The organism is Shouchella hunanensis, from assembly GCF_028735875.1.
GTDB lineage: Bacteria > Bacillota > Bacilli > Bacillales > Bacillaceae_D > Shouchella > Shouchella hunanensis.
This window is the reverse complement of record NZ_CP117834.1, coordinates 1,733,567-1,752,707: the sequence shown is the minus strand read 5'-3', so window position 1 is coordinate 1,752,707 and position 19,141 is coordinate 1,733,567. Positions and strand designations below refer to the sequence as shown.

Genomic DNA, 19,141 nt, shown 5'->3' with positions numbered 1-19,141 from the left:
AGCTGGAAAAAACCACTTATTTTCATTCAATTAATGCTATTCTAAACATACGATCCTTAGGGAGGTTCTATTGTATGAAATCAAAAACCGCAGACCAAGATGGCGAATTTGTTAAAAGTTTGCTTGAGCGTCTAAATGATTTAATAACAGCAAGTGAAGTAAAAAATGTAAGTATAAACACAGCAAGCCTGTTGCATTCAGCAACTTTCAAAGACAACATAGCCGATTACCATAAGCAAAAATATGATATTCACACAGAGTTGGATCAAGAGGCATTAAAGCTTACCTTGAAATAACAATCGATTTATATACAAGTTCCTTGAGCTTGTATTTTTTTATAGTTGCTGAATGAAGCAATCTCCTTTTACACCACGAATTCCCATCATCATTTTCCAGATTTAGAGAGCTCACGCAATATTCAAAACAAAAGAAGAATGATTGTGAGATTATGTCATTAAATGGATATCTGTTATCGAAATAATGAATCCATAGAAAAAAGAAAAGCAGCCGAACGGCGACTTTTCTTCTTACCCATTATTCAAATGACCGATTAATTTCTCCTGTTGGTTCGTAAATACGAAAGCTACCTTTATTTCCACCTTCACTTAAAAAAATATGAAGCTTCCCATTATCTATATAAGCATTTTCTTCTGGATGTTGTGCCATAGAACGTTCAAATCTTCCTATCTCAGTTCTTAGAACAATGTCCCCACTTTCTTCTTCTATAACAACTAGATGAGAGAGCTCACCGTACTCTCCATCGGGTTTAACAATCACATATAAAAAACCATTGTCATAAAGCAATTGTTGTTTTATATACCCCTCACTCCCAATGCGCCAACGTTCTTGATCTAAACTTTTTTCTAACGCGACAATGTCTCCATTCGTATAATCCGTATTGCTGCTGTAGAATATGGTTTCTTCTGCTACAACCGGTTCTTCACGCGCAAAAAAACGTCCATCTAACTCAACTGAATCTTTCTTGTTTTGAGTCGTTAGATCATAGAGCTCTAGCTTAAATGTATCGGCAAAGTTTTCGCTAAAGACATAAAGTGTATCGTCCACTACAAACGGTTGTTCTCCACCCCCTGAAGAATAAGAATTTGGCTCGTTAATTCTCCATTCTTCCTCACCAGTGTCTTTATTTAGTGCGACAACATCTGAATCAAACGTCTCAAACATCAACAAGTTATCAACTTCTAAGAAATTGGAATGGGTACTAAATTCAATCTCCCATAACTGCTCGGTAGTCTCAAGATCGTAAACCTTTAACATCTGTTCAAAGTTAATAGCCAACAAAGAATCAAAGATAAAAATATCAGTAGGGATGGCTGCCCCATCTTCTTCGGTTCGGTATTCATATGTACGTTGTGTTTCTCCAGTCCATATATCTACTGCTGCAATCTGTCCTTCCAAATTATTCGTATAAAGCAAATTATTACGATATTTGAGGTAGCCATTAGTGTGAAAATAGGTATCCTGCCAAACGGTATCACCCTCATTTATGTCATAAAGGTAAGCGCCTTTACCGAATTCACTTGTTAGCAATTCATTATCTCCATAGTAAACGACATTATCAATGCCTCCTTCTTGAGAAATGGTCTTTGCATAATTATCATCAATATCGTCAAAATCAATTAGCTCAGCATCATCAAAATGCATGAGAACTTCTGAAGATGTAGGCTGGCTTAAAGACTCTTCATCTTCATCTTCTTCTTCGTCTTCTCCATCTTCTTCATCATCCGAATCAAAATCTCTTCTTTCTGGTAAGCCTTCGCTACTTCCTACTTGTTCCTCTGTCAGTTCTTCTGAATCATTTGAATCAGAAGAAGCGTTTTCATCATTGCTACAAGCAATTAGAAGCGTTGAGGTCATTGATGCAACTACTACTACTTTCAGTGCCTTTTGCAAGATAAATTCCTCCTTCATGTTATAGAATTTTTAAAATTATGTTTTAACGATCAATGGTTCTTTACCCTATTTCAAAAATTTTTATGTATCACTTTTTGGTCGTACTGCGAAAATATCACTAATGTAATGAAATAAGAATGTACTACCTTAGGAATTAACTAATGTTTGGATAGGAAATGGATATGATAGATTTCTTTAAGTATCATTTCAGCTTCAAGCTGCTTCATACCCATAGATTTGTCTTTAGCGATAGATTTTAAAATGTGTACGAATTCTTTTTTACGATAGTTCATGTCAAAAGCGAGAATACTCGTCCATGTAAGCACATTGGGATCAGTATGAGTGATTAAACCGTAACATCATCATTTAACTCAAGCGCTCGCAAGAATGAACTTCTATTGTTCATATCCCATTAGCCATTCTCTCATTTTTATAAAATTTCGCTCCTAGGGGCATAATTCTACTAGATTCTCATTCAACCAAGGAAAAATATGTTAAAATAACCCCCATTTATTAAACCTTCAGTAATTTGTACACTCACTAATCCAGCAAGGTTATCATAACAGGTTCTAGCTAATTGTATTCTAGGGGCGGAGGGCATCTATATGGAAACATTCGGAGAAAGATTAGCCTACATACTAAAACGACATAATACGGGCCAGTACGAGGTAGCCGATAAGCTAGGTATCAATAAAGTTACCTACGCAAACTATGAGCAGGATAAAAGTCAGATGGATTATGATACTCTTTTAGGTTTTGCGAGCTATTCAACGTATCCTCTGACTTCCTTCTGGTAAATTCATAACCACATAGGATTGACGAATATTCGAAAAAAGAAGCTGATTTTATGAGACGCTCGTTCGATGTATATAGAGAAGAAAAACGAAATAAATACGACTACAAGAAGAAAAGCGCTGATGTGGGCATTTCTTGTTTATGCCAAAGCTCCGTCGATACCTACAAGAGGATTCATGAAGATCGGCATTAGCTGAACCAGTATATAGCCGAAACTGGCGTTTTATATCAACTTGCCCCCTCGCTCCTTTTGGTTGATCATAAACATAAATGCGCCGCTTGTAAGCCTCACAGCGGCAATGGGATATGGTAGTGCACTGGAGGCTCTTTTTTATGTGGTGCTTGTTGTTTATAAATTCACTAATGAATTGAATTTTTAGATAATACAGTCTACTTCAATTTATCTTTTCTTTTACATTTGAAGTTTTATATCTCGAAGATTCTTCACTCCAACCTAAAAATCCTGTTATACAATTTCTTAGTCCGAAAGTAAAATGTTTTAGTTCATGTTGGAACTCGTTGTTAGTATCCAATAATTCTTGCTCGAACCGTGTATAGTTAACAATTTCTTCATTATGCATCTGATACACTTTATCGATTGCCTGATTTAATGTCAAATTATTTTCAACTTGGATTCTTAATACTAGGTTATGAGCATCTCCATCTTCCAGTTCTTTATTTAGAGAAACAAGGTCATTTGCCCAATTTACAATTTTATTAGCGGATTCAACTGTATTATAGAATTTTTCATCTCTAATTTTGTTAGGGACATAGTTTTGATTTGATTTTTCTGCCAAATCAAACATCAAATTATTCACAGTGAATTGACGCTCAATTCTATATTCTTGTAATGAAGGAGAAGAATTGTTCTCACGGTAGCCAACTTCCCAAATCATTGTATAAAAGCACTTAGTCGCATCAAAGATAAATCTTTCTCTCCAAGTAGCAATAGTTACTTTTTTTAACCTTATCCACCAATCTGCCCATGCGCTTAGTAAGGTATCATTACTATTAGTATAACCCCTTTGAAAGATTGATAGAAGCTCTTCAATGTAAAGTTTAAACTCCATCTCATTTTTCACTTTGTCGCTATAATCATCTAGCATACTGAATAATAAGCTAAAATCAGAAGTCAATACAATATCTTCTAAATCACCAGTTGGATGTACTCGCGCTGCTAAATAACCCACTTTTTGTTTATCATAATTCTTTAATCTAAGAGGATCTAAAATTTTTTGGCTAACTGACCAGTTATATGTAATTAAATTAGCCTCTTTTGCATGTTTGCTAATTGCACCTGGAAAGGGATACTTAATTTCAGGAATTACTACAGCGCGTTTCATTCAATCATCTCCTATAAAATATAGTTTATAAACTAAATTAATAGTTTTTTTATATCTATTAAAAGCGTACCATATGCGATTTTTAATTGATATACATGCTAGGTTGGGAAAGAAAACTTGCATCAACTCTAGTTTTTTAACAGTATGTTGATATATCAATACATCTTTTAGTTAATAAGTAATCTATTTTCCCTGATATTAAACCTATTTCCCAAGTAGGAAATTCATTAGTCTTATATAAAAATAATCATAAAAAAACAACAAAGTTAAAATACCTTGACCCCTCGCTATCCTTTCATCAGCGTTTTTGAGAACACATAAAAGCCCCCCTCTAAAGAGCAAGCTCAATGGAGATTACTAAAAAGGATAATACTTTATATGCATTCTTTTCTAGTTAATCTCGTATGAAATTAAAATAAAGTATAGTATTTCTTCTACAATTTATTAAGGTAAAGGTTTTCAATTTGTTTGCAAACCGCTTTTTACGCAAAAAATAAGCTCCTCCATCATCGGAGAAACCTTAATGTACTAGTACTTATACGAAAGCTTCCAAGCGGACTTGGCTGACCACCATCTTACCATTTCTGTATCAGGGGTTTTGAGCGGGCTTCACTTTTCCATGAAGCCTGTGAATATAGGATTGTTGGTGCCTTCCTCCCCCATTAGATCTAATTAATTCCACCTGTTTGTAATTAGTTTCTTAGCAATTTGGTTTGCTTTTTAGTTAGAACAGCATGTAACAGAAAACATACTTGGAGCAAAATTACTAAGCCTAAAAGTTTACTCATACATTTTTGGTCATATCGTCTAGTTAATCACTCTACAATATTTACTCGGTACTTTTTCTGTTTGCCAAACATTGTTATCAGATAAATAAAATATAAATCCATCTAGATACATTTGCTCTGTAGCGACCTCTAGAATTATTGCATTGCCACGTCTTTCACCAACAGCTATTGCTGTGAGCCGATCATCCGTGAGGTGAACATATTGTCTCTCCATTTTCGATATTCCTGCTTCTAATATTTTTTTTGCAGAACTAACAGAGGTACCATGCAATAAACATTTTGGTGGTCTACATTCTTTCATAAGTATTTTTAGCGAGATAGAGTGACCTTGATTAGCTCTAACCATAGTCTTTGTCTCATTAAAGCTGTACCGGTTCTTTTCATCAGTGATGACAAGCTCTTCTAAAGTGACGAGATCAATATTTTTCCCATACTTAGTCATTTTTTCAATAAGAAGATTTACGTTTGCATAACCATTTTTATCTAACGTAATTCCGATTTCTTCAGGTTTGTGCCTTAAAATCAGACTGAGAAATTTACCCAAATCATTTGTCATAAGTCCTGCCTCTCTTCTCTATATTTGAAAAAATCATTTTGTCATACTATTATTTTACTCTTCTTACATGCCATGGGGTGAAGCCTCTTATAAATTTCTCTAGGTATCGCTCAGTTTATGGATATTACGAAGTTTGCCTTTTTTCATACTGCGAATTAGTTTCTAATCTTTTGTCAATTATCCCCTTATCTAATTAAGGATTAATGTGGCAAACTGAATAACTAGGGGCGATTTAATGGTTGTTCTCAGCCGTAACAAGCAGCCCGAGTATTTCAGTACATATAGTGACGCTGAAGCAGTGGCAGTAAAATTAAATAGCATGTTTATACTCTTAGACGTTTTAATAAGGGTTTTATTGATAAGATACTGACATATAGAGAACCTAAATCTTGTGTAAATGTAATAATAGAAGACCTAAAAAACACTCAAGTGATTGTTACAGAATCTTGGAGTTTCAAAAGGAAATTCATTATTAAACATCAGGCTAACATTGAGCCAATATCTGCGCAGGCTAACCCTCGAAAGTTTGAGATAAGTCAAGATGGTGAGATATACAGTTTTGTTAAAAATGACAATAGCAATAGAATATTATACAAAAGCAACCAAAAGGTGCTAGAATCAATTACTAAAAGAAAAGGTTCCACACTAAATAATTACATAAAAATCTATAATGAAGAGATTAACATAAAGCTAGCTTTGGCTTGTTTACATACTTTATTATTGCTTATTAACAAACCTAATCCCCCTTCACTAATGGGGGGAATTACATTTTTATACTCAATATAACTACCACACTTTAAAGTGGTAAAGGTTTGCAATTTCTTATTGAAATAATTAAATGACTTTGTGACAGCAGAAAAAGTCTAATGTGACAGCACTTACACAGGTGTAATAAAATACCAAGGCTTCACTTTTCCATGAAGCCCATGAGTATAGGATTGTTATTGTTCCTCTCTCCTGTTCGATCTCATTAATTCCATCATTTCATTATTAAATTGTTAGCAATTTGGTTTGCAGACCAGTTAACACGGTATGATCGTAGAAACTTTATCTATCTATTTTAGTGAAGCAATTAAACTAATGGGCAAGTTACCTCAAGAGCACAACGCACAGTTTGGTCATACTGCGCTATAACTTCATTTCACTGGCTTCCTTCTATCCTTCAACAACTCGTAACTTTCCGTTTGACCGCTCGTATATAAGTCCTGAAAAACGTCTACAAATTTCGTAATAGTCAAATGACCTAATTCGTCAGCCTCGTTTTGCAGAAGTAATTTCAAGTGCACTGAATTTCTAAGGTGTTGTTCAATACTTTCGGAACTCTTGTGAACATACCTTAACTTGTTTTGAAGATCATTTTGTTTTACAAAATCATCCATTTTAATCACTCCCCTACTGTTTATGAAGAATACAAATTTTATATATGTTCGTTTTAAGTACACCCAAAACAAACTGCAATGTATAAAACCTTAAACAAAAACCAGGAATAAAAAAATATTACCTCAGTCACTACAATTAAACTTAAACAATTACCCCAGCCACTACTATTAAATTTGAAAATCATATACGTTGATAAATATAAAAGGTAAGAAAGAGGTCGTTTTATGTTATCAACTAATGATCGAGTCAAGACAGCTTGGATATTAATTAGTATTTCGTCCGTTTTAACTACTAGTATTGTATTTTGGTTTGTTGGAGATCCACAACGGTTTATAGAAACTCGAATAGGTTTTAGAGACGGCATTTTTGATAATCTATATGTATGGTTGTTTGCCTTGTTAATTGTAATTGGGTATGTCGGTTATACAATAATTGCTTTACCTTTTGTAAAAGAACATTTATTTGAAATATCTTGGCTTAAATTAATTGGAATATGGGCAGCAATAGTGACTGGTATTGTTGAAGAAGTTCTGTTTAGACAATTCTTAATGGACTTTCTACAAGGATTAAATATTTCAGATATTTTGCAGATTTTAATCTCAGGTGTAGTTTTTGGCTTGGCTCACGGAGCTTGGGGACTGCTGCGCGGTGAGGTGAAAATAGTAATTCCTGTTGTTATCTCGACAACTGTTTTGGGATGTCTATTAGCTAGTCTTTATATAATGACTGATAGAAGTACCTTTGCCCCTATAATTGCACATGTTTTAATAAACTTAAAAATTGAACCATGGTTAATGCTCTCTGCTGTATCAGGAAAATGGAAGAATGTTAATTAAATGAATACAATACATAAACTGCACGAATTGAGCGAAAAGAAATTCATGTTTGGGATGAAAAACAGCTTTTACAATTTCTCAATTCTAGTAAACACGATTCTCTTTATATTGCTTTTCATTTAGCAGCTATGACAGGCATGTGCCGTAGTGAGGTGCTTGGTCTTCGTTGGAAGGACGTGGACATTAAAAACAGTTTATTACGCACTGTTGTCACCCACACACCATACGGGGCTTCAGATGGTAAAACTAAAGCTAGTTTTACTCGTACGATTGATTTAGACGAAGTAACTATTACTGAATTAGAAAAGCGGAAAGAACGAGTAGAATATGAGAAAGAACGAGCTGGAAGGACATATAAGGATAATGATTCAGTTGTTTGTACTAGCTTAGGTACATATGTAATTCCTCGCAACCTTAACCGAAAGTGGTATCAATTGAAATAAGATGCAAACGTGCCCTCAATTCGCTGACATACGCATGCTACTCTGATGCTCTTACAAGGGATTCCGGTTAAAGTAGTAGCGGAGAGATTAGGACATTCAAGTATTACAACGACGTTAGACACTTATAATCATTTGTTGCCATCTATTCCGAGAGAAGCAATCGCGATGTTTTGCAAAAACCTATACGAGAAATAACGTGTAGACCATCATTATTACTACTTAATAATTGATTATAAAAACAGCCTCTTAAACTCTAGGCTGTTTTTATTGAACTCTGTTATTGATTTATTGAAGTTTATTAATAACGTAATCCAATGTAATATTTTTAAGTTCATTTTCTAACTTCGCTTGTACCTCATCAAACGTACTATTGAGTGTAGATTGAATGTTTCTTCCTACCTCGCATTCCGGATTTGGATTATTATGAACCCGGAATAACTCTTCATTTATATGAACAGCTCTATAGATATCAAGTAAATCAATATCAATAGGATTTCTTGTTAAGCTAGCTCCAGAAAGCCCTCTTTTTACATCTATAATTCCAGCTTTTTTTAATTGACCTCTAATCCTTCTAATGACAACGGGATTGGTGTTCACACTACTCGCGATCTTTTCGGAGGATAATGTATTGTCCTTAGATATAAGAGCAAGTATATGGATAGCTACAGAAAGTCGCGTGTTTATCATAATATTCACTCCTCTAAATTTATTTTAATCGTAAATGTTTGTATGTCAATAAATCATCCTTATTAAATTCCTTTTATAAAAAACTTGACAAAAAACAACCTTGTAACTATTATGGTTACATAAGTTGTAACTGTTTTTGTGACAACTTAACAATACTTGATTTATGAAAGGAAGTAAAATAATTGACATCTTTATTGTATATTACAGCAAACCCTAACGATCACTTAACATCAGTTGGTATGGCAACAGGAAAAGCGTTTATTGAGAAATATAAAGAACTAAACCCTAACGATGAGGTCATACACATTGATTTGTATAAAGAAAATATACCTCACATTGATTCAGAGGTATTTAGTGGTTGGGCAAAATTAAGATCAGGAAATCATTTTGATGAACTAACTGAACAAGAAAAAAATAAAGTTAGTCGTCTTAACGAGTTAAATGAACAATTTATTTCAGCTGACAAGTTCGTTTTTGTTACGCCATTTTGGAACTTTTCCTATCCACCAGTAATGAAAGCGTATCTAGATGCTGTTTCTGTCGCAGGTAAATCATTCAAATATTCACCGGATGGTCAACCAATAGGGCTATTAACCGATAAGAAGGCTCTACACATTCAAGCGCGTGGTGGGATTTATTCAGAAAACCCAACAATTGAACTAGAAATGGGTCATCGTCACTTAGAGACAATGATGAACTTTTTTGGTGTTCCATCTTTTCAAGGGCTTTTTGTGGAAGGTCATAACAAGATGCCAGATGACGCACAAGAAATAAAAGTGGATGGCATTAAGCGAGCAGAAGAATTGGCTAAAACGTTTTAACACTAGAAGTGTTTTAGCCACTAACATCATAAAAGTAGGAGGAAAATCATGAAAATTGGTATTATTGGAGCTAGTGGTAAAGCAGGTAGTTTTATTCTTAATGAAGCAATTGATCGCGGGCATGAAGTAACAGCCATTGTCCGCAATTCAGCTAAGATATTGAAAGATAATATAGCCATAGTTGAGAAGAATTTATTTGATCTAAAAAAAGAAGATTTAGTAAAGTTCGATGTGGTGATTAATGCTTTTAAAGCTCCAAATGGACAAGAACACCAACACATTGATGCAGGTAGAGTATTATTAGAGGCTTTAAAAAATAATCAAGAAACTAGATTAATTGTAGTTGGCGGCGCGGGCAGCCTATATGTGGATGAGTCAAACACTTCAAAGGTCTTTGAAACTCTTGATTTCCCAAAAGCGTATCTTCCAACCGCCAAAAATATGGGGGATAATTTAGAAGAACTCAAAAATTCCACAGGAATTCAATGGACTTATATTAGTCCCGGAGGTTTTTTTGATCCAGAAGGAAATAGAAATGGAACTTATTTAAAAGGTAAAGATCAATTAATTTTAAATGCTAAGGGTGAGAGTTATATTAGCTACGCAGATTATGCTATTGCTGTTCTTGATGAAATTGAAAATCCAATGCATAAGAATGAGCGTTTTGCTGTAGTTGGAGAACGCTAAAAACGACAATTTATAAATCGAAAGGAGTTTATTCTTACTATGAACAATAAAGGGATGTCTCTTGTCTATGTGTGGGATGCATATTGTGGATGGTGCTACGGTTTCTCTGATAGTTTAAAGGCTTTCCACGCATCCCATCCTGAGTTGAAATTAACCGTTTTGTCAGGTGGCTTATTTATTGGATCTAAGAAGAGCTCGATAGGCTCTTACCCGCATATTCCAGAAGCTAACAAGAGAATTCACAAGTTAACAGGGGCAGAATTTGGAGAAAAATACGAAAAGCTATTAGAGGAAGGCTCTTTTGTATTAGATTCAGAAGCCGCTGCTAGAGGGCTGTCAGCTTTGAAGTACTTTGCCCCTGATAAAGCCTATAAATTAGCTTCGGAAATGCAGATTAAATTTTATGTTGAAGGAAAAAGTCTAAGTTCTGAGAAAACATATCTTGAAATTGCTAGAAACAACAGTTTAGATGCAGACGCTGTGATAAATAGATTTAATAGTAATATTTCTGCCAAAGACGCCTATAATGAATTTGAACAGGTTCAAGCTCTGGGGATCAATAGTTTTCCGACATTGCTTCTTAAAAAAGGTGATGAATTAATTCCTCTTGGCGGAGGAGTTATGACTAATGAAAAATTGGAAATACGTTTAAATGAAGCAATGTAATAAACTAAAGAATTTTTCACAAAACGTTTGTTTTTAGGTCATTTAAAAACCTAGTAATATACAAAATATTGCTAGGTTTTCTATGTTAGACTTACGACATACATACAGTTTTATAAAATATATTATGAGGAGACTCAATTAAATGATTTGGATTATACTTTTCGCTTCAATTATTTGTGTTGTCGGATTAATAGTTACGCTCATCGCAATGAACTCAACAGATTCTAATTATAGCAATGAAAAAAGTATGAGTACTTTTTCTAAAATGTATTTAATCCTTGTTCCAATGGCATTAATAGTTGTTGTAATTATAGCTTTTCTATTCTAAGACTTATCTGTAAAATTTATAAATATGATAATATTTAATCTTAAAAAGGATTCCAGCTACCTTTCAAAAAATTTAACTGATCTATCTGTAAAAGGTTTGTGATTTTTTATGCAAACCCCTTTTCACAAAAAAATAAGCCCCTCCATCACCGGAGAAACCCTAATGTACCAGTACCTATACGAAAGCTTCCAAGCGGACTTGAACCGCTTACCCCCACCTTACCATTTCTGTATCAGGGGTTTTGCACGAGCTTCACCTTTCCGTAAAGCCCATGAATAAAGGATTGATGGTGCCTCTCTCCCCTGTTCGATCTCATTAATTCCATCTGTTTGTTATTAGTTTGTTAGCAATTTGGTTTGCAAATTAGTTAGCACATTATATATAGTAGAAACTTCATCTTTTGAACTAAGCAATTTACTAATGGAGCTAGTTAAATTTTTGTTCATACTACGCTTTAATTCTATTTTATATTGCATCCAGTACAGTTATACTCTTTTAGTCTAGAGAGATTTTTATCTTCTCTTTTCAGAATTTAAACAGAGGTAAATCGTCTTAAGTCCCTTTTAAAATTGCCAAACATCAAACCCTACAGCTTTATGGATAAAGGAATTCCTATAAAAAAACCTAGAATTCTAAAAAAGGTTAGTTAGTTAATTAATTGAATGTTTACTTCTATATCTCCCGTGCCTAAGACCGGCCCCAGTTGATCAGGGTCTTCAACATATCCCAACTTCGTATAAGAATAGGACGTTGAGAAATCTTCATAGAACAAGACAAGTGTATTTGAATTAAAAAGCATTAAATCACCTTTTGATATATTGTTCACGCGTTCACTCTGTGTTGGCAACGATTCATCTAAATCATAATATTTCTCGTTGTTGTGCAAATCTACCATTGTAATGGACAACGGCAACTGTTCAATTAAAGCATTAGTTGTTTCATTCTCATATAAAACGCCATTAAAAGTCCCGTTTTCAAATGTAAATTGTATTTGATTCATTGAATCCACCTCACTTTCAATCTGATCTTCTAAATCCCTTTCCTCTCCACCTTCGTTTATTTCTCCGGCTTCGTCGTTATTTGTGATATCATTTTCAATATTATCGTCCTCATTTGAATCTATTTGGTCTTCCGTTGAACAGCCGATTAGGAAAAACACTAGTGTAAAAATAACTAACTTTTTATAGTTCATTATTATTTATACCCCTCTGTAAAAAAGAGAAGCTCTTAATCAGAGCCACTCCAAGTTAATTTAAAGATTCTCCGAAAAGAAACTCTCTAATGTATCAAATGGGATTAAATCAACTTGATCATATAAGTCAACGTGCCCTGCATTTGGTACAATTTCTAAAGTTTTTGGTTCAGAAGCTAATTCATACGCTTCTTCGCTGTAATATCTTGAATGAGCTTCTTCACCTGCTATAAATAACATAGGTCTAGGGCTAATGGTTTCAATTTGACTAAATGGAGTAAAATTCATGAGTGCGCCTCTACTTGTTAAAGTCATTGGTAATGAACGAGGGTGCTGACCTCTTTCCGTACCATAATACTCTGAGAACTCTTCTGCTGCCGCTTCTTGTGAAGGTTTTAATGGAACTGCTTCGCCTACTAAATCATAGCTAACCTCTCCCCCATCAAACTCAATCCAACGTTGTTCCGCTGATTCTTCTAAAGCTAATTGTCTTTCTTCTTCAGTCATAAATTCATCAGGAATTGGTGCATAACCTAGACCCTCTCGATGTGCACGCCCCATATCGTACATACTTACTGTAGCCACTGCTTTTAATCGAGGGTCTGCTGATGCAGCACTGATCGAGAAGCCCCCACTTGCACAAACGCCAATAACACCAATTCGATCGCGATCTATAAATTCTTGTGTACCTAAGAAATCAACCGCGGCACTAAAATCTTCTACAAATGCTTCTGGAGATGCAATATTCCTCGGTTCGCCGCCACTCTCACCATTAAATGATGCATCAAAAGCAATTGTCACAAACCCTCGATCTGCCATTTCTTGTGCATATAGTCCGGATGTTTGTTCTTTAACACCTCCAAATGGGTGACCCACTATAATTGCTTCCATGTTCTCTAAATCTTCCACATTTGAAGGTAAGTACATATCTGCGGTCAGTTCAATTCCGTATCTATTTTCAAACGTAACTTTTTGGTGTTCCACATTTTCGTTTTCAGGGAATGTCTTGTCCCATTCAACCGTTTCCGTTTCATTTTCGTCTGCACTTACATTATTTTCTCCACTGGAATCGGCAAGGGTAAATTGTATAATGGCACCAACAGCTATCAATGGTGCAGCAACCAGCGCCCCATTCCGGATCATACGTTTCTTTTCCAAATTAATCCCTCCATTTTTCAAAATAATATCTCACAGAATTTTGTTTTTTTATTCAGTAAGAGTATTAATAGGGTAAGGGTTAAAGTGCAGTTGAGGACAAGGGTTTAGTAGATTTTTACACAATTTTTCTAAAAATAAAAGAAGAGACAGTTAATTTGATTTAACTGTCTCATATTTTTTCAGATTTATTTTTACCCTGGTTATCATCTACAAACTTTTTAAATAAATTTTTATCCGTTCCATTTTGTTTGCTGTATTCGTAGAACGTTATCTTTTTGTCTAGAAGTTCTAAGTTTGCTTGATAGACCGATATTTGATTTTTTACATTCTGCTTATGCTCATCTAGAATTGCTAGTAGCTCCTCCATATCGTCATCTGAATGCCATAGGTCTATATACCTTTTCAGCTTTTCTAACGTCATGCCTGTTTCTTTCATATGCATGACAAACTCAACCCAATCCTGGTCTTCTTTTGAATACAAACGTACATTGTTTTCATCTCTTTTTGGAACAATTAATCCAATTTGTTCGTAATACCTCAGCGTATGTTCTTTGATTCCTAAATTAGTTGCCACTTCGCCGATTTTAATGTTATAACCCCCCTATTCATCCGGATTGATCTGCTTTATTACTTTAGCAGGAACCCCGGCAACGATAACATTATCGTCAACATCTTTTGTTACCACTGATCCTGCCGAGACAATTGAATTTATCCCAATTGTCACACCTGGCATTATCGTCGCATTGATTCCAATCCATGCACCCTTTTTAATATGAATAGGCTTATTATACGTACTTCTACGTTCGTTCGGAGCTACAGGATGGTTAATCGTAACTAAATTCACTTTCGGTCCAAAAAGGACTTTATCTTCAATTGTAATTCCACCTCTGTCCATGAATGTACAGCCTTGATTAATAAAAACGTCTTTACCTACACGGATGTTTTGTCCAAAGTCAGTATAAAAAGGAGGCAACAATTCAAAAGAATCATGCACGATGGAACTAGTAAGCTCACTGAAAATCGATCGTACAGCCGCCGCATCGTGATAGCTGTTATTTAACCTAGAGATAATTTTTTGTGCTCTTTCGATTGCTTGTCCGATCTTTGGAAATTCAGGATCATCAATTGAAATAATTTCTCCATTTTTGTCTCTATCAAAAATATCTTGTTCCATGTCATTCATCCTTCGTTTCATATTGAATTATTCTGTCTCGAATAATCGTTAACTAACATAAACTTGCTCAAAATAAATCGTTGTTTACCATTTACAAAACCTGATTACTCGGTCTAATAATTACTTCATTTAAACCTACATCTTTTTCTTCGTTAATCGCAAATGCAATAATTCGAGCTACGGATTCTGGTTCAATGGCATCTTCACTTAATTTGTCAAATTGCGCTCGAATTTCTTTGTCTTTTATTGAATGAGTAAATTCTGTATCAATTGACCCCGGCGAAACACTCATAACCCGTACATTCTTACCAACCTCTGCTTCTTCTTGCCTTAATCCTTCAGTAATAGCTCTAACCGCGTGCTTTGTTGCACTATATACCGCACCACCAGGACCTACATTATACGCTCCAATAGAAGAGATATTAATAATATGTCCAGTTTCTTGTTTATGCATAATCGGTAATACAGCTCCGATACCATAAAGTATACCTTTAATATTTACATCAATTGCATTCTCCCAATCTTCATATTCATTCTTGTAAAGATACGATTGCGGGATCACTCCAGCACAACTAATTAGAACATCGACTCTTCCAAAATGTTCAACCGCAAGTGATACAAGCTCCTCTATATCAGTACGTTTTGTCACGTCGGTGGTTTTTGCTATAACGTTATTTTTATTTGAACGAATTTCGTCTTTAACCGTTTCTAAACGATCGCCAAGAAGATCACCTATTACTACTTTTGCTCCTAAGTTAGATAAATAAATGGCATTAGCTCTTCCAATCCCTCTAGAAGCCCCCGTGATAACGATTACTTTACCTTTAATGTTTTCCATGACTGTAAATCCTCCTTAGATATTTAAACGCTATTCAAACAAATTTCTTTAACATGTCTCTTAATACCACAAGGCTAAAGGCATCTTACTTGTCGGTTTTGGTGATACTTCATCTAGTTTTCTCAGGTCATCACTATTTAACGATATCGTTGCGGCATCCACATTTTTTAAGACATGTTCTATTTTGCTAGACTTAGGTATAGCAAGCGTTTGACCGTCTCGAATGCTCCACGCCAAAAGGATCTGGAACACGTCAACATTATATTTTTCTGCCAATTCGATGACTTTTTTTTGCTTTGTAAGATTTGCTCCAAACTGATCTCCTCTAGCTATTGGAGAATACGCCATTAGGGCCATATCAAATTGATTCAATGTAGGAAGTAAATCAAACTCTATGCCACGATCTCCCAAATTGTATCGGACTTGATTTGTAGAACAATTAATACCACCGTCCATTCTTCTTAAGGCATATATATCCTCGGCGTCAAAATTTGATACACCCCAAGCCTTTATTTTCCCGCTATCTTTTACTTTCTCCATTGCTAGAACCGTCTCTTCAATGGGGATATTCCCTTTCCAATGAAGCAAATACATATCTAAGTATTCAGTGTTTAAGCGCTTTAACGAACGGTCAATACTAACAGGTATTTGTGTTTTTGAAGCATTACTTGGCAAGACTTTTGAAACAAGGAATAAGTTCTTTCTATCAAAAGGAGCAATTGCATGACCGACTAGATTCTCGGCATCGCCATTCCCATAACTTTCTGCTGTATCTATAACCTGTATACCTGCTTCCAATCCACCTCTTATTGCCTCAAGCTCTTGGTTGTAGATTGACTTGTCACTTCCCATGTTAGCTGTTCCTAGTCCAATCGGAAAAACTTTTCTGCCAGCTATTCGAACGCTTTTCACATTAATACCTCCTATTAATCAAGCATTATCCTACCAGGGCTGATTTGTTGGACCAACTGTAAACTCATTCACATTTACATCCTCAGGTTGATCAATAGCAAATTCGACAACTTTGGCGATACGTTCAGAGGAAATTCCATATTCATCGTAAAGAGATGTAAAACCGTTTAATGTTTCTTGATCAGTTATCGTCCCTAATAATTCTGTGTTGATAGCGGCAGGATAGATTGTCGCCGTTCGAATATTTGTCCCTTCTTGTGCCGATTCCATTCTAAGAACTTCCATTAAATTTCTTACAGCCCACTTTGTCGCACCATAGACTGCCCCACCTGGATAAGCTTTTAATCCCGCAACAGAAGACGTCGTAATAATGTGCCCACTTTTTAGCTTCTTAAATTCTGGCATTACAGACGCTATGCCGTTTAACACACCTTTAATGTTGATATCAATCATGTCGTTCCACTCGTTTGTTTTTAAGGAAGATAGAGGTGAATTAGGCATAATTCCCGCATTTAAAAAAATGACATCTACTTTTCCATAGGTCTCCTTTGCTAAAGATACTAAATCGTCGTTTTCTTCAGGATTTACAACGTCCATTTTTTTATAGACCACTTTACCACCGCTGTCGGATATATGCTGAGCAATCTCTTTCAATTTTTCTTCTCGGCGTGCACCTAAAACTAATTTTGCGCCCTTAGAAGCTAGGAGCTTTGCAGTTTCTTCACCAATACCTGAAGAAGCTCCTGTAATGATTACCACTTTATCTTTTATTGCCATGCGCTCACAACTCCTTTTCTTATTTACATTACACACTACACCTTCAAGTTAACTTTAAGTCAAGCCAAAAAAAAACTTCTCTTAATAGATAATTGATTTTTCTATCGCCAACTTTTCAAGATAAAAAAAGAACCCTCTAGGGTTCTTTTAATAAGCTCTACATTCAACTGTTACGCTTGTTTTCTCATTTTGAGCTTATTCCTGGTTACTCTTTGATATAAACTAAGACAAAATAAAGGCAATGACCATTGTGCTACCAGCGAAAATTAAAGCTTAATTAACGCCATTAGTCATCGCTATATCCATGCTTAAATTAGCCGCCATAAGATTCTCTTGGCGCGTAGTCATAATTGTTATGAGTACAGCTATACCAATCGCACCTGACGGTTACTACATTATAGCTATTACACTTTAAAGTGATAAAGGTTTGCATTTCTTATCTATAAAAAATAAAGAACATTTTCATTGTTAGAAAAGCCTAATGTGACAGCACTTATGAGCCTGTTAAAAACAGTAAATTACTGAGCACCACCACACCATTTCTGTATCAGGGGATTTGTATGGGCTTCGCTTTTCCATGAAGCCCATGATTATAGGATTGTTGATGTATCTCTCCCATGTTTGGTCTCACTAATTCCATGTGTTTGTTATAAGTTTGTTAGCATTTTGGTTTGCAGATTATACCTCACGTATTATATAAGAAACTATTTACAAGAAATAAATTAACCAAAACAATCACATTAGTGCCTTTTTCATTAGATAATTTAAATACAATTCGTTTTTAAACAATATTTAACATGAAAATAGTTCAACATTAGCTAAATGAATGCATAGGTGTGTTCGTCTGAATTATATCATTCTGAAACAATGGTCTTAATGATTTTGCAATGTGCCACATTACAACCGGGGGAATTGCGTTCCCTAAACCAATGTATTGAGTTCCTTCTGATTCCGTCAATTGATAAGATTCCGGGAATGATTGAATTCTAGCTACCTCTCTGGGAGTAAACCTTCTAAACCTACCATTAATATTTAAGACAGGATCTGTGCTATTGAGACTAACCTTGGCTAAATGTGCTCCAACTGTATTACAAGGTTGATTAATATTTTGTGCTCTTCCTTTGTTCATATCTTTTTTTGCTCTTAACATCCCATCTATTGCTTTTTGACTAAAATAATACTTCTCATCAATATCATCTTCTTCAAAGATCACCTGAGTAAGTCTCGTATATTTTGGCTCAAAAAAAGAATCCGCTGGAAAATGTGTCGGTTCAGGAAATTGATATTCAAAGTCTAAATCATTGCGTATTCCCACAATAAAAATCCTATACCTTTTTTGAGGTACGCCGTAATCAGCTGAATTTATAATTTCGTATTTAACATTATATCCAGCTTTCTTAAATTCATTAATAATTAATGGCAGCGCTTTTCCCTTATTTGCTGATAACAAACCTTTTACATTTTCTGCTATAAAAGCCTTTGGTTGTTTATCTTTAAGTATCTTAACCATCTCATAAAATAGTTTTCCACTAAGGTCATTATTAATTCCTAATCTAGGAGGGTTCTGTGCACTCATCGAAAATGATACACATGGAAATCCTCCAACTAAAAGCTCATGTTCAGGAATTGAAGAATTTTCAACTTCTCTAATATCCGCCTCAATTGGTTGAATATTGAAATTCGCCTTAAATAAATTGGAAATTTTGGTGTTGATTTCATTTGCAAAAATAGTTTGGTAGTTTAATGGTTCATAATAATGATCTAAGAAAGTAAAACCACCGTGGAGTCCTATATCACCGCCACCACACCCTGAAAATAGCGATACTACTCTATACATAATTCATCCCTC

Annotated in this window: 18 protein-coding genes and 2 pseudogenes; 8 read left to right on the top strand and 12 right to left on the bottom strand. The window is 34.9% G+C overall.

Annotated features, from left to right (window positions below; all coding sequences use genetic code 11):
• Window positions 1–74 precede the first annotated feature (74 nt).
• The gene (locus PQ477_RS08975; RefSeq protein WP_274273405.1) at window positions 75–296 is read left to right on the top strand and encodes a hypothetical protein; all 222 of its coding nucleotides are present in this window, start codon (window positions 75–77) and stop codon (window positions 294–296) included.
• A 238-nt stretch (window positions 297–534) separates the two neighbouring features.
• Here the strand turns inward: PQ477_RS08975 and PQ477_RS08970 are convergent, their stop codons facing one another.
• The 3 genes from PQ477_RS08970 to PQ477_RS08960 all read right to left on the bottom strand — a co-directional run bounded on the left by PQ477_RS08970 (window position 535) and on the right by PQ477_RS08960 (window position 5,393).
• Window positions 535–1,911, bottom strand: a complete 1,377-nt coding sequence (locus PQ477_RS08970) for a PQQ-binding-like beta-propeller repeat protein (RefSeq protein WP_274273404.1) — start codon at window positions 1,909–1,911, stop codon at window positions 535–537.
• A gap of 1,190 nt (window positions 1,912–3,101) precedes the next feature.
• Entirely contained in the window at window positions 3,102–4,049 is a 948-nt protein-coding gene (locus PQ477_RS08965; RefSeq protein ID WP_035394505.1) for a terpene synthase family protein, read from the bottom strand.
• A gap of 807 nt (window positions 4,050–4,856) precedes the next feature.
• Complete coding sequence (locus PQ477_RS08960; RefSeq protein WP_144557483.1) at window positions 4,857–5,393, bottom strand: RNA 2'-phosphotransferase; 537 nt, start codon at window positions 5,391–5,393, stop codon at window positions 4,857–4,859.
• 333 nt (window positions 5,394–5,726) lie between these two features.
• On the opposite strand from PQ477_RS08960, the pseudogene PQ477_RS20910 reads away from it, so the two are divergent.
• The 4 genes and pseudogenes from PQ477_RS20910 to PQ477_RS20905 all read left to right on the top strand — a co-directional run.
• Window positions 5,727–6,179: pseudogene (locus PQ477_RS20910) on the top strand (tubby C-terminal domain-like protein); the annotation flags it as partial.
• Between the two features lie 818 nt (window positions 6,180–6,997).
• Window positions 6,998–7,609, top strand: a complete 612-nt coding sequence (locus tag PQ477_RS08955) for a CPBP family intramembrane glutamic endopeptidase (RefSeq protein ID WP_035394507.1) — start codon at window positions 6,998–7,000, stop codon at window positions 7,607–7,609.
• A 26-nt stretch (window positions 7,610–7,635) separates the two neighbouring features.
• Complete coding sequence (locus PQ477_RS08950) at window positions 7,636–8,052, top strand: tyrosine-type recombinase/integrase (protein WP_081762092.1); 417 nt, start codon at window positions 7,636–7,638, stop codon at window positions 8,050–8,052.
• Between the two features lie 39 nt (window positions 8,053–8,091).
• Window positions 8,092–8,247 (top strand): annotated as a pseudogene (locus PQ477_RS20905) (site-specific integrase); the annotation flags it as partial.
• A gap of 90 nt (window positions 8,248–8,337) precedes the next feature.
• Here the strand turns inward: PQ477_RS20905 and PQ477_RS08945 are convergent.
• Complete coding sequence (locus tag PQ477_RS08945; protein ID WP_035394510.1) at window positions 8,338–8,739, bottom strand: Rrf2 family transcriptional regulator; 402 nt, start codon at window positions 8,737–8,739, stop codon at window positions 8,338–8,340.
• Between the two features lie 182 nt (window positions 8,740–8,921).
• On the opposite strand from PQ477_RS08945, the gene PQ477_RS08940 reads away from it, so the two are divergent.
• Genes PQ477_RS08940 through PQ477_RS08930 form a run of 3 tightly spaced genes read left to right on the top strand, consistent with a single transcriptional unit; the run spans window position 8,922 to window position 10,913 of the window.
• The gene (locus PQ477_RS08940) at window positions 8,922–9,560 is read left to right on the top strand and encodes an FMN-dependent NADH-azoreductase (protein WP_035394513.1); all 639 of its coding nucleotides are present in this window, start codon (window positions 8,922–8,924) and stop codon (window positions 9,558–9,560) included.
• A gap of 48 nt (window positions 9,561–9,608) precedes the next feature.
• Complete coding sequence (locus PQ477_RS08935) at window positions 9,609–10,247, top strand: NAD(P)-dependent oxidoreductase (RefSeq protein ID WP_274273403.1); 639 nt, start codon at window positions 9,609–9,611, stop codon at window positions 10,245–10,247.
• A gap of 39 nt (window positions 10,248–10,286) precedes the next feature.
• Entirely contained in the window at window positions 10,287–10,913 is a 627-nt protein-coding gene (locus PQ477_RS08930; protein ID WP_274273402.1) for a DsbA family protein, read from the top strand.
• Window positions 10,914–11,887: 974 nt separating this feature from the next.
• Here the strand turns inward: PQ477_RS08930 and PQ477_RS08925 are convergent.
• The 8 genes from PQ477_RS08925 to PQ477_RS08890 all read right to left on the bottom strand — a co-directional run bounded on the left by PQ477_RS08925 (window position 11,888) and on the right by PQ477_RS08890 (window position 19,129).
• The gene (locus PQ477_RS08925) at window positions 11,888–12,433 is read right to left on the bottom strand and encodes a cyclophilin-like fold protein (protein WP_274273401.1); all 546 of its coding nucleotides are present in this window, start codon (window positions 12,431–12,433) and stop codon (window positions 11,888–11,890) included.
• A 60-nt stretch (window positions 12,434–12,493) separates the two neighbouring features.
• Window positions 12,494–13,591 (bottom strand): alpha/beta hydrolase, encoded by a 1,098-nt coding sequence (locus PQ477_RS08920; protein WP_274273400.1) that lies wholly within the window; start codon window positions 13,589–13,591, stop codon window positions 12,494–12,496.
• Window positions 13,592–13,760: 169 nt separating this feature from the next.
• A complete protein-coding gene (locus PQ477_RS08915; protein WP_274273399.1) occupies window positions 13,761–14,165 on the bottom strand; it encodes a MerR family transcriptional regulator in 405 nt (134 codons plus the stop codon).
• 27 nt (window positions 14,166–14,192) lie between these two features.
• Window positions 14,193–14,765 carry a sugar O-acetyltransferase gene (locus PQ477_RS08910; RefSeq protein ID WP_274273398.1) on the bottom strand — a complete coding sequence of 191 codons (573 nt, stop codon included), beginning with the start codon at window positions 14,763–14,765 and terminating at the stop codon, window positions 14,193–14,195.
• A gap of 91 nt (window positions 14,766–14,856) precedes the next feature.
• The gene (locus PQ477_RS08905) at window positions 14,857–15,603 is read right to left on the bottom strand and encodes an SDR family oxidoreductase (RefSeq protein ID WP_274273397.1); all 747 of its coding nucleotides are present in this window, start codon (window positions 15,601–15,603) and stop codon (window positions 14,857–14,859) included.
• A gap of 60 nt (window positions 15,604–15,663) precedes the next feature.
• On the bottom strand, window positions 15,664–16,515 hold the full coding sequence (locus PQ477_RS08900) for an aldo/keto reductase (protein ID WP_274273396.1): 852 nt from the start codon (window positions 16,513–16,515) through the stop codon (window positions 15,664–15,666).
• A gap of 30 nt (window positions 16,516–16,545) precedes the next feature.
• On the bottom strand, window positions 16,546–17,292 hold the full coding sequence (locus tag PQ477_RS08895; protein ID WP_274273395.1) for an SDR family oxidoreductase: 747 nt from the start codon (window positions 17,290–17,292) through the stop codon (window positions 16,546–16,548).
• Window positions 17,293–18,106: 814 nt separating this feature from the next.
• Window positions 18,107–19,129: a DNA cytosine methyltransferase gene (locus tag PQ477_RS08890; RefSeq protein WP_274273394.1), complete on the bottom strand. Its 1,023-nt coding sequence runs from the start codon at window positions 19,127–19,129 to the stop codon at window positions 18,107–18,109.
• Window positions 19,130–19,141 lie beyond the last annotated feature (12 nt).

What these genes read in the sequence shown, in the direction of transcription:
- PQ477_RS08975 (WP_274273405.1), top strand. Translation starts at nt 75, where the DNA reads ATGAAATCAAAAACCGCAGACCAAGATGGCGAATTTGTTAAAAGTTTG.
- PQ477_RS08965 (WP_035394505.1), bottom strand. Translation starts at nt 4,049, where the DNA reads ATGAAACGCGCTGTAGTAATTCCTGAAATTAAGTATCCCTTTCCAGGT.
- PQ477_RS08960 (WP_144557483.1), bottom strand. Translation starts at nt 5,393, where the DNA reads ATGACAAATGATTTGGGTAAATTTCTCAGTCTGATTTTAAGGCACAAA.
- PQ477_RS08955 (WP_035394507.1), top strand. Translation starts at nt 6,998, where the DNA reads ATGTTATCAACTAATGATCGAGTCAAGACAGCTTGGATATTAATTAGT.
- PQ477_RS08945 (WP_035394510.1), bottom strand. Translation starts at nt 8,739, where the DNA reads ATGATAAACACGCGACTTTCTGTAGCTATCCATATACTTGCTCTTATA.
- PQ477_RS08935 (WP_274273403.1), top strand. Translation starts at nt 9,609, where the DNA reads ATGAAAATTGGTATTATTGGAGCTAGTGGTAAAGCAGGTAGTTTTATT.
- PQ477_RS08930 (WP_274273402.1), top strand. Translation starts at nt 10,287, where the DNA reads ATGAACAATAAAGGGATGTCTCTTGTCTATGTGTGGGATGCATATTGT.
- PQ477_RS08925 (WP_274273401.1), bottom strand. Translation starts at nt 12,433, where the DNA reads ATGAACTATAAAAAGTTAGTTATTTTTACACTAGTGTTTTTCCTAATC.
- PQ477_RS08910 (WP_274273398.1), bottom strand. Translation starts at nt 14,765, where the DNA reads ATGGAACAAGATATTTTTGATAGAGACAAAAATGGAGAAATTATTTCA.
- PQ477_RS08905 (WP_274273397.1), bottom strand. Translation starts at nt 15,603, where the DNA reads ATGGAAAACATTAAAGGTAAAGTAATCGTTATCACGGGGGCTTCTAGA.
- PQ477_RS08895 (WP_274273395.1), bottom strand. Translation starts at nt 17,292, where the DNA reads ATGGCAATAAAAGATAAAGTGGTAATCATTACAGGAGCTTCTTCAGGT.
- PQ477_RS08890 (WP_274273394.1), bottom strand. Translation starts at nt 19,129, where the DNA reads ATGTATAGAGTAGTATCGCTATTTTCAGGGTGTGGTGGCGGTGATATA.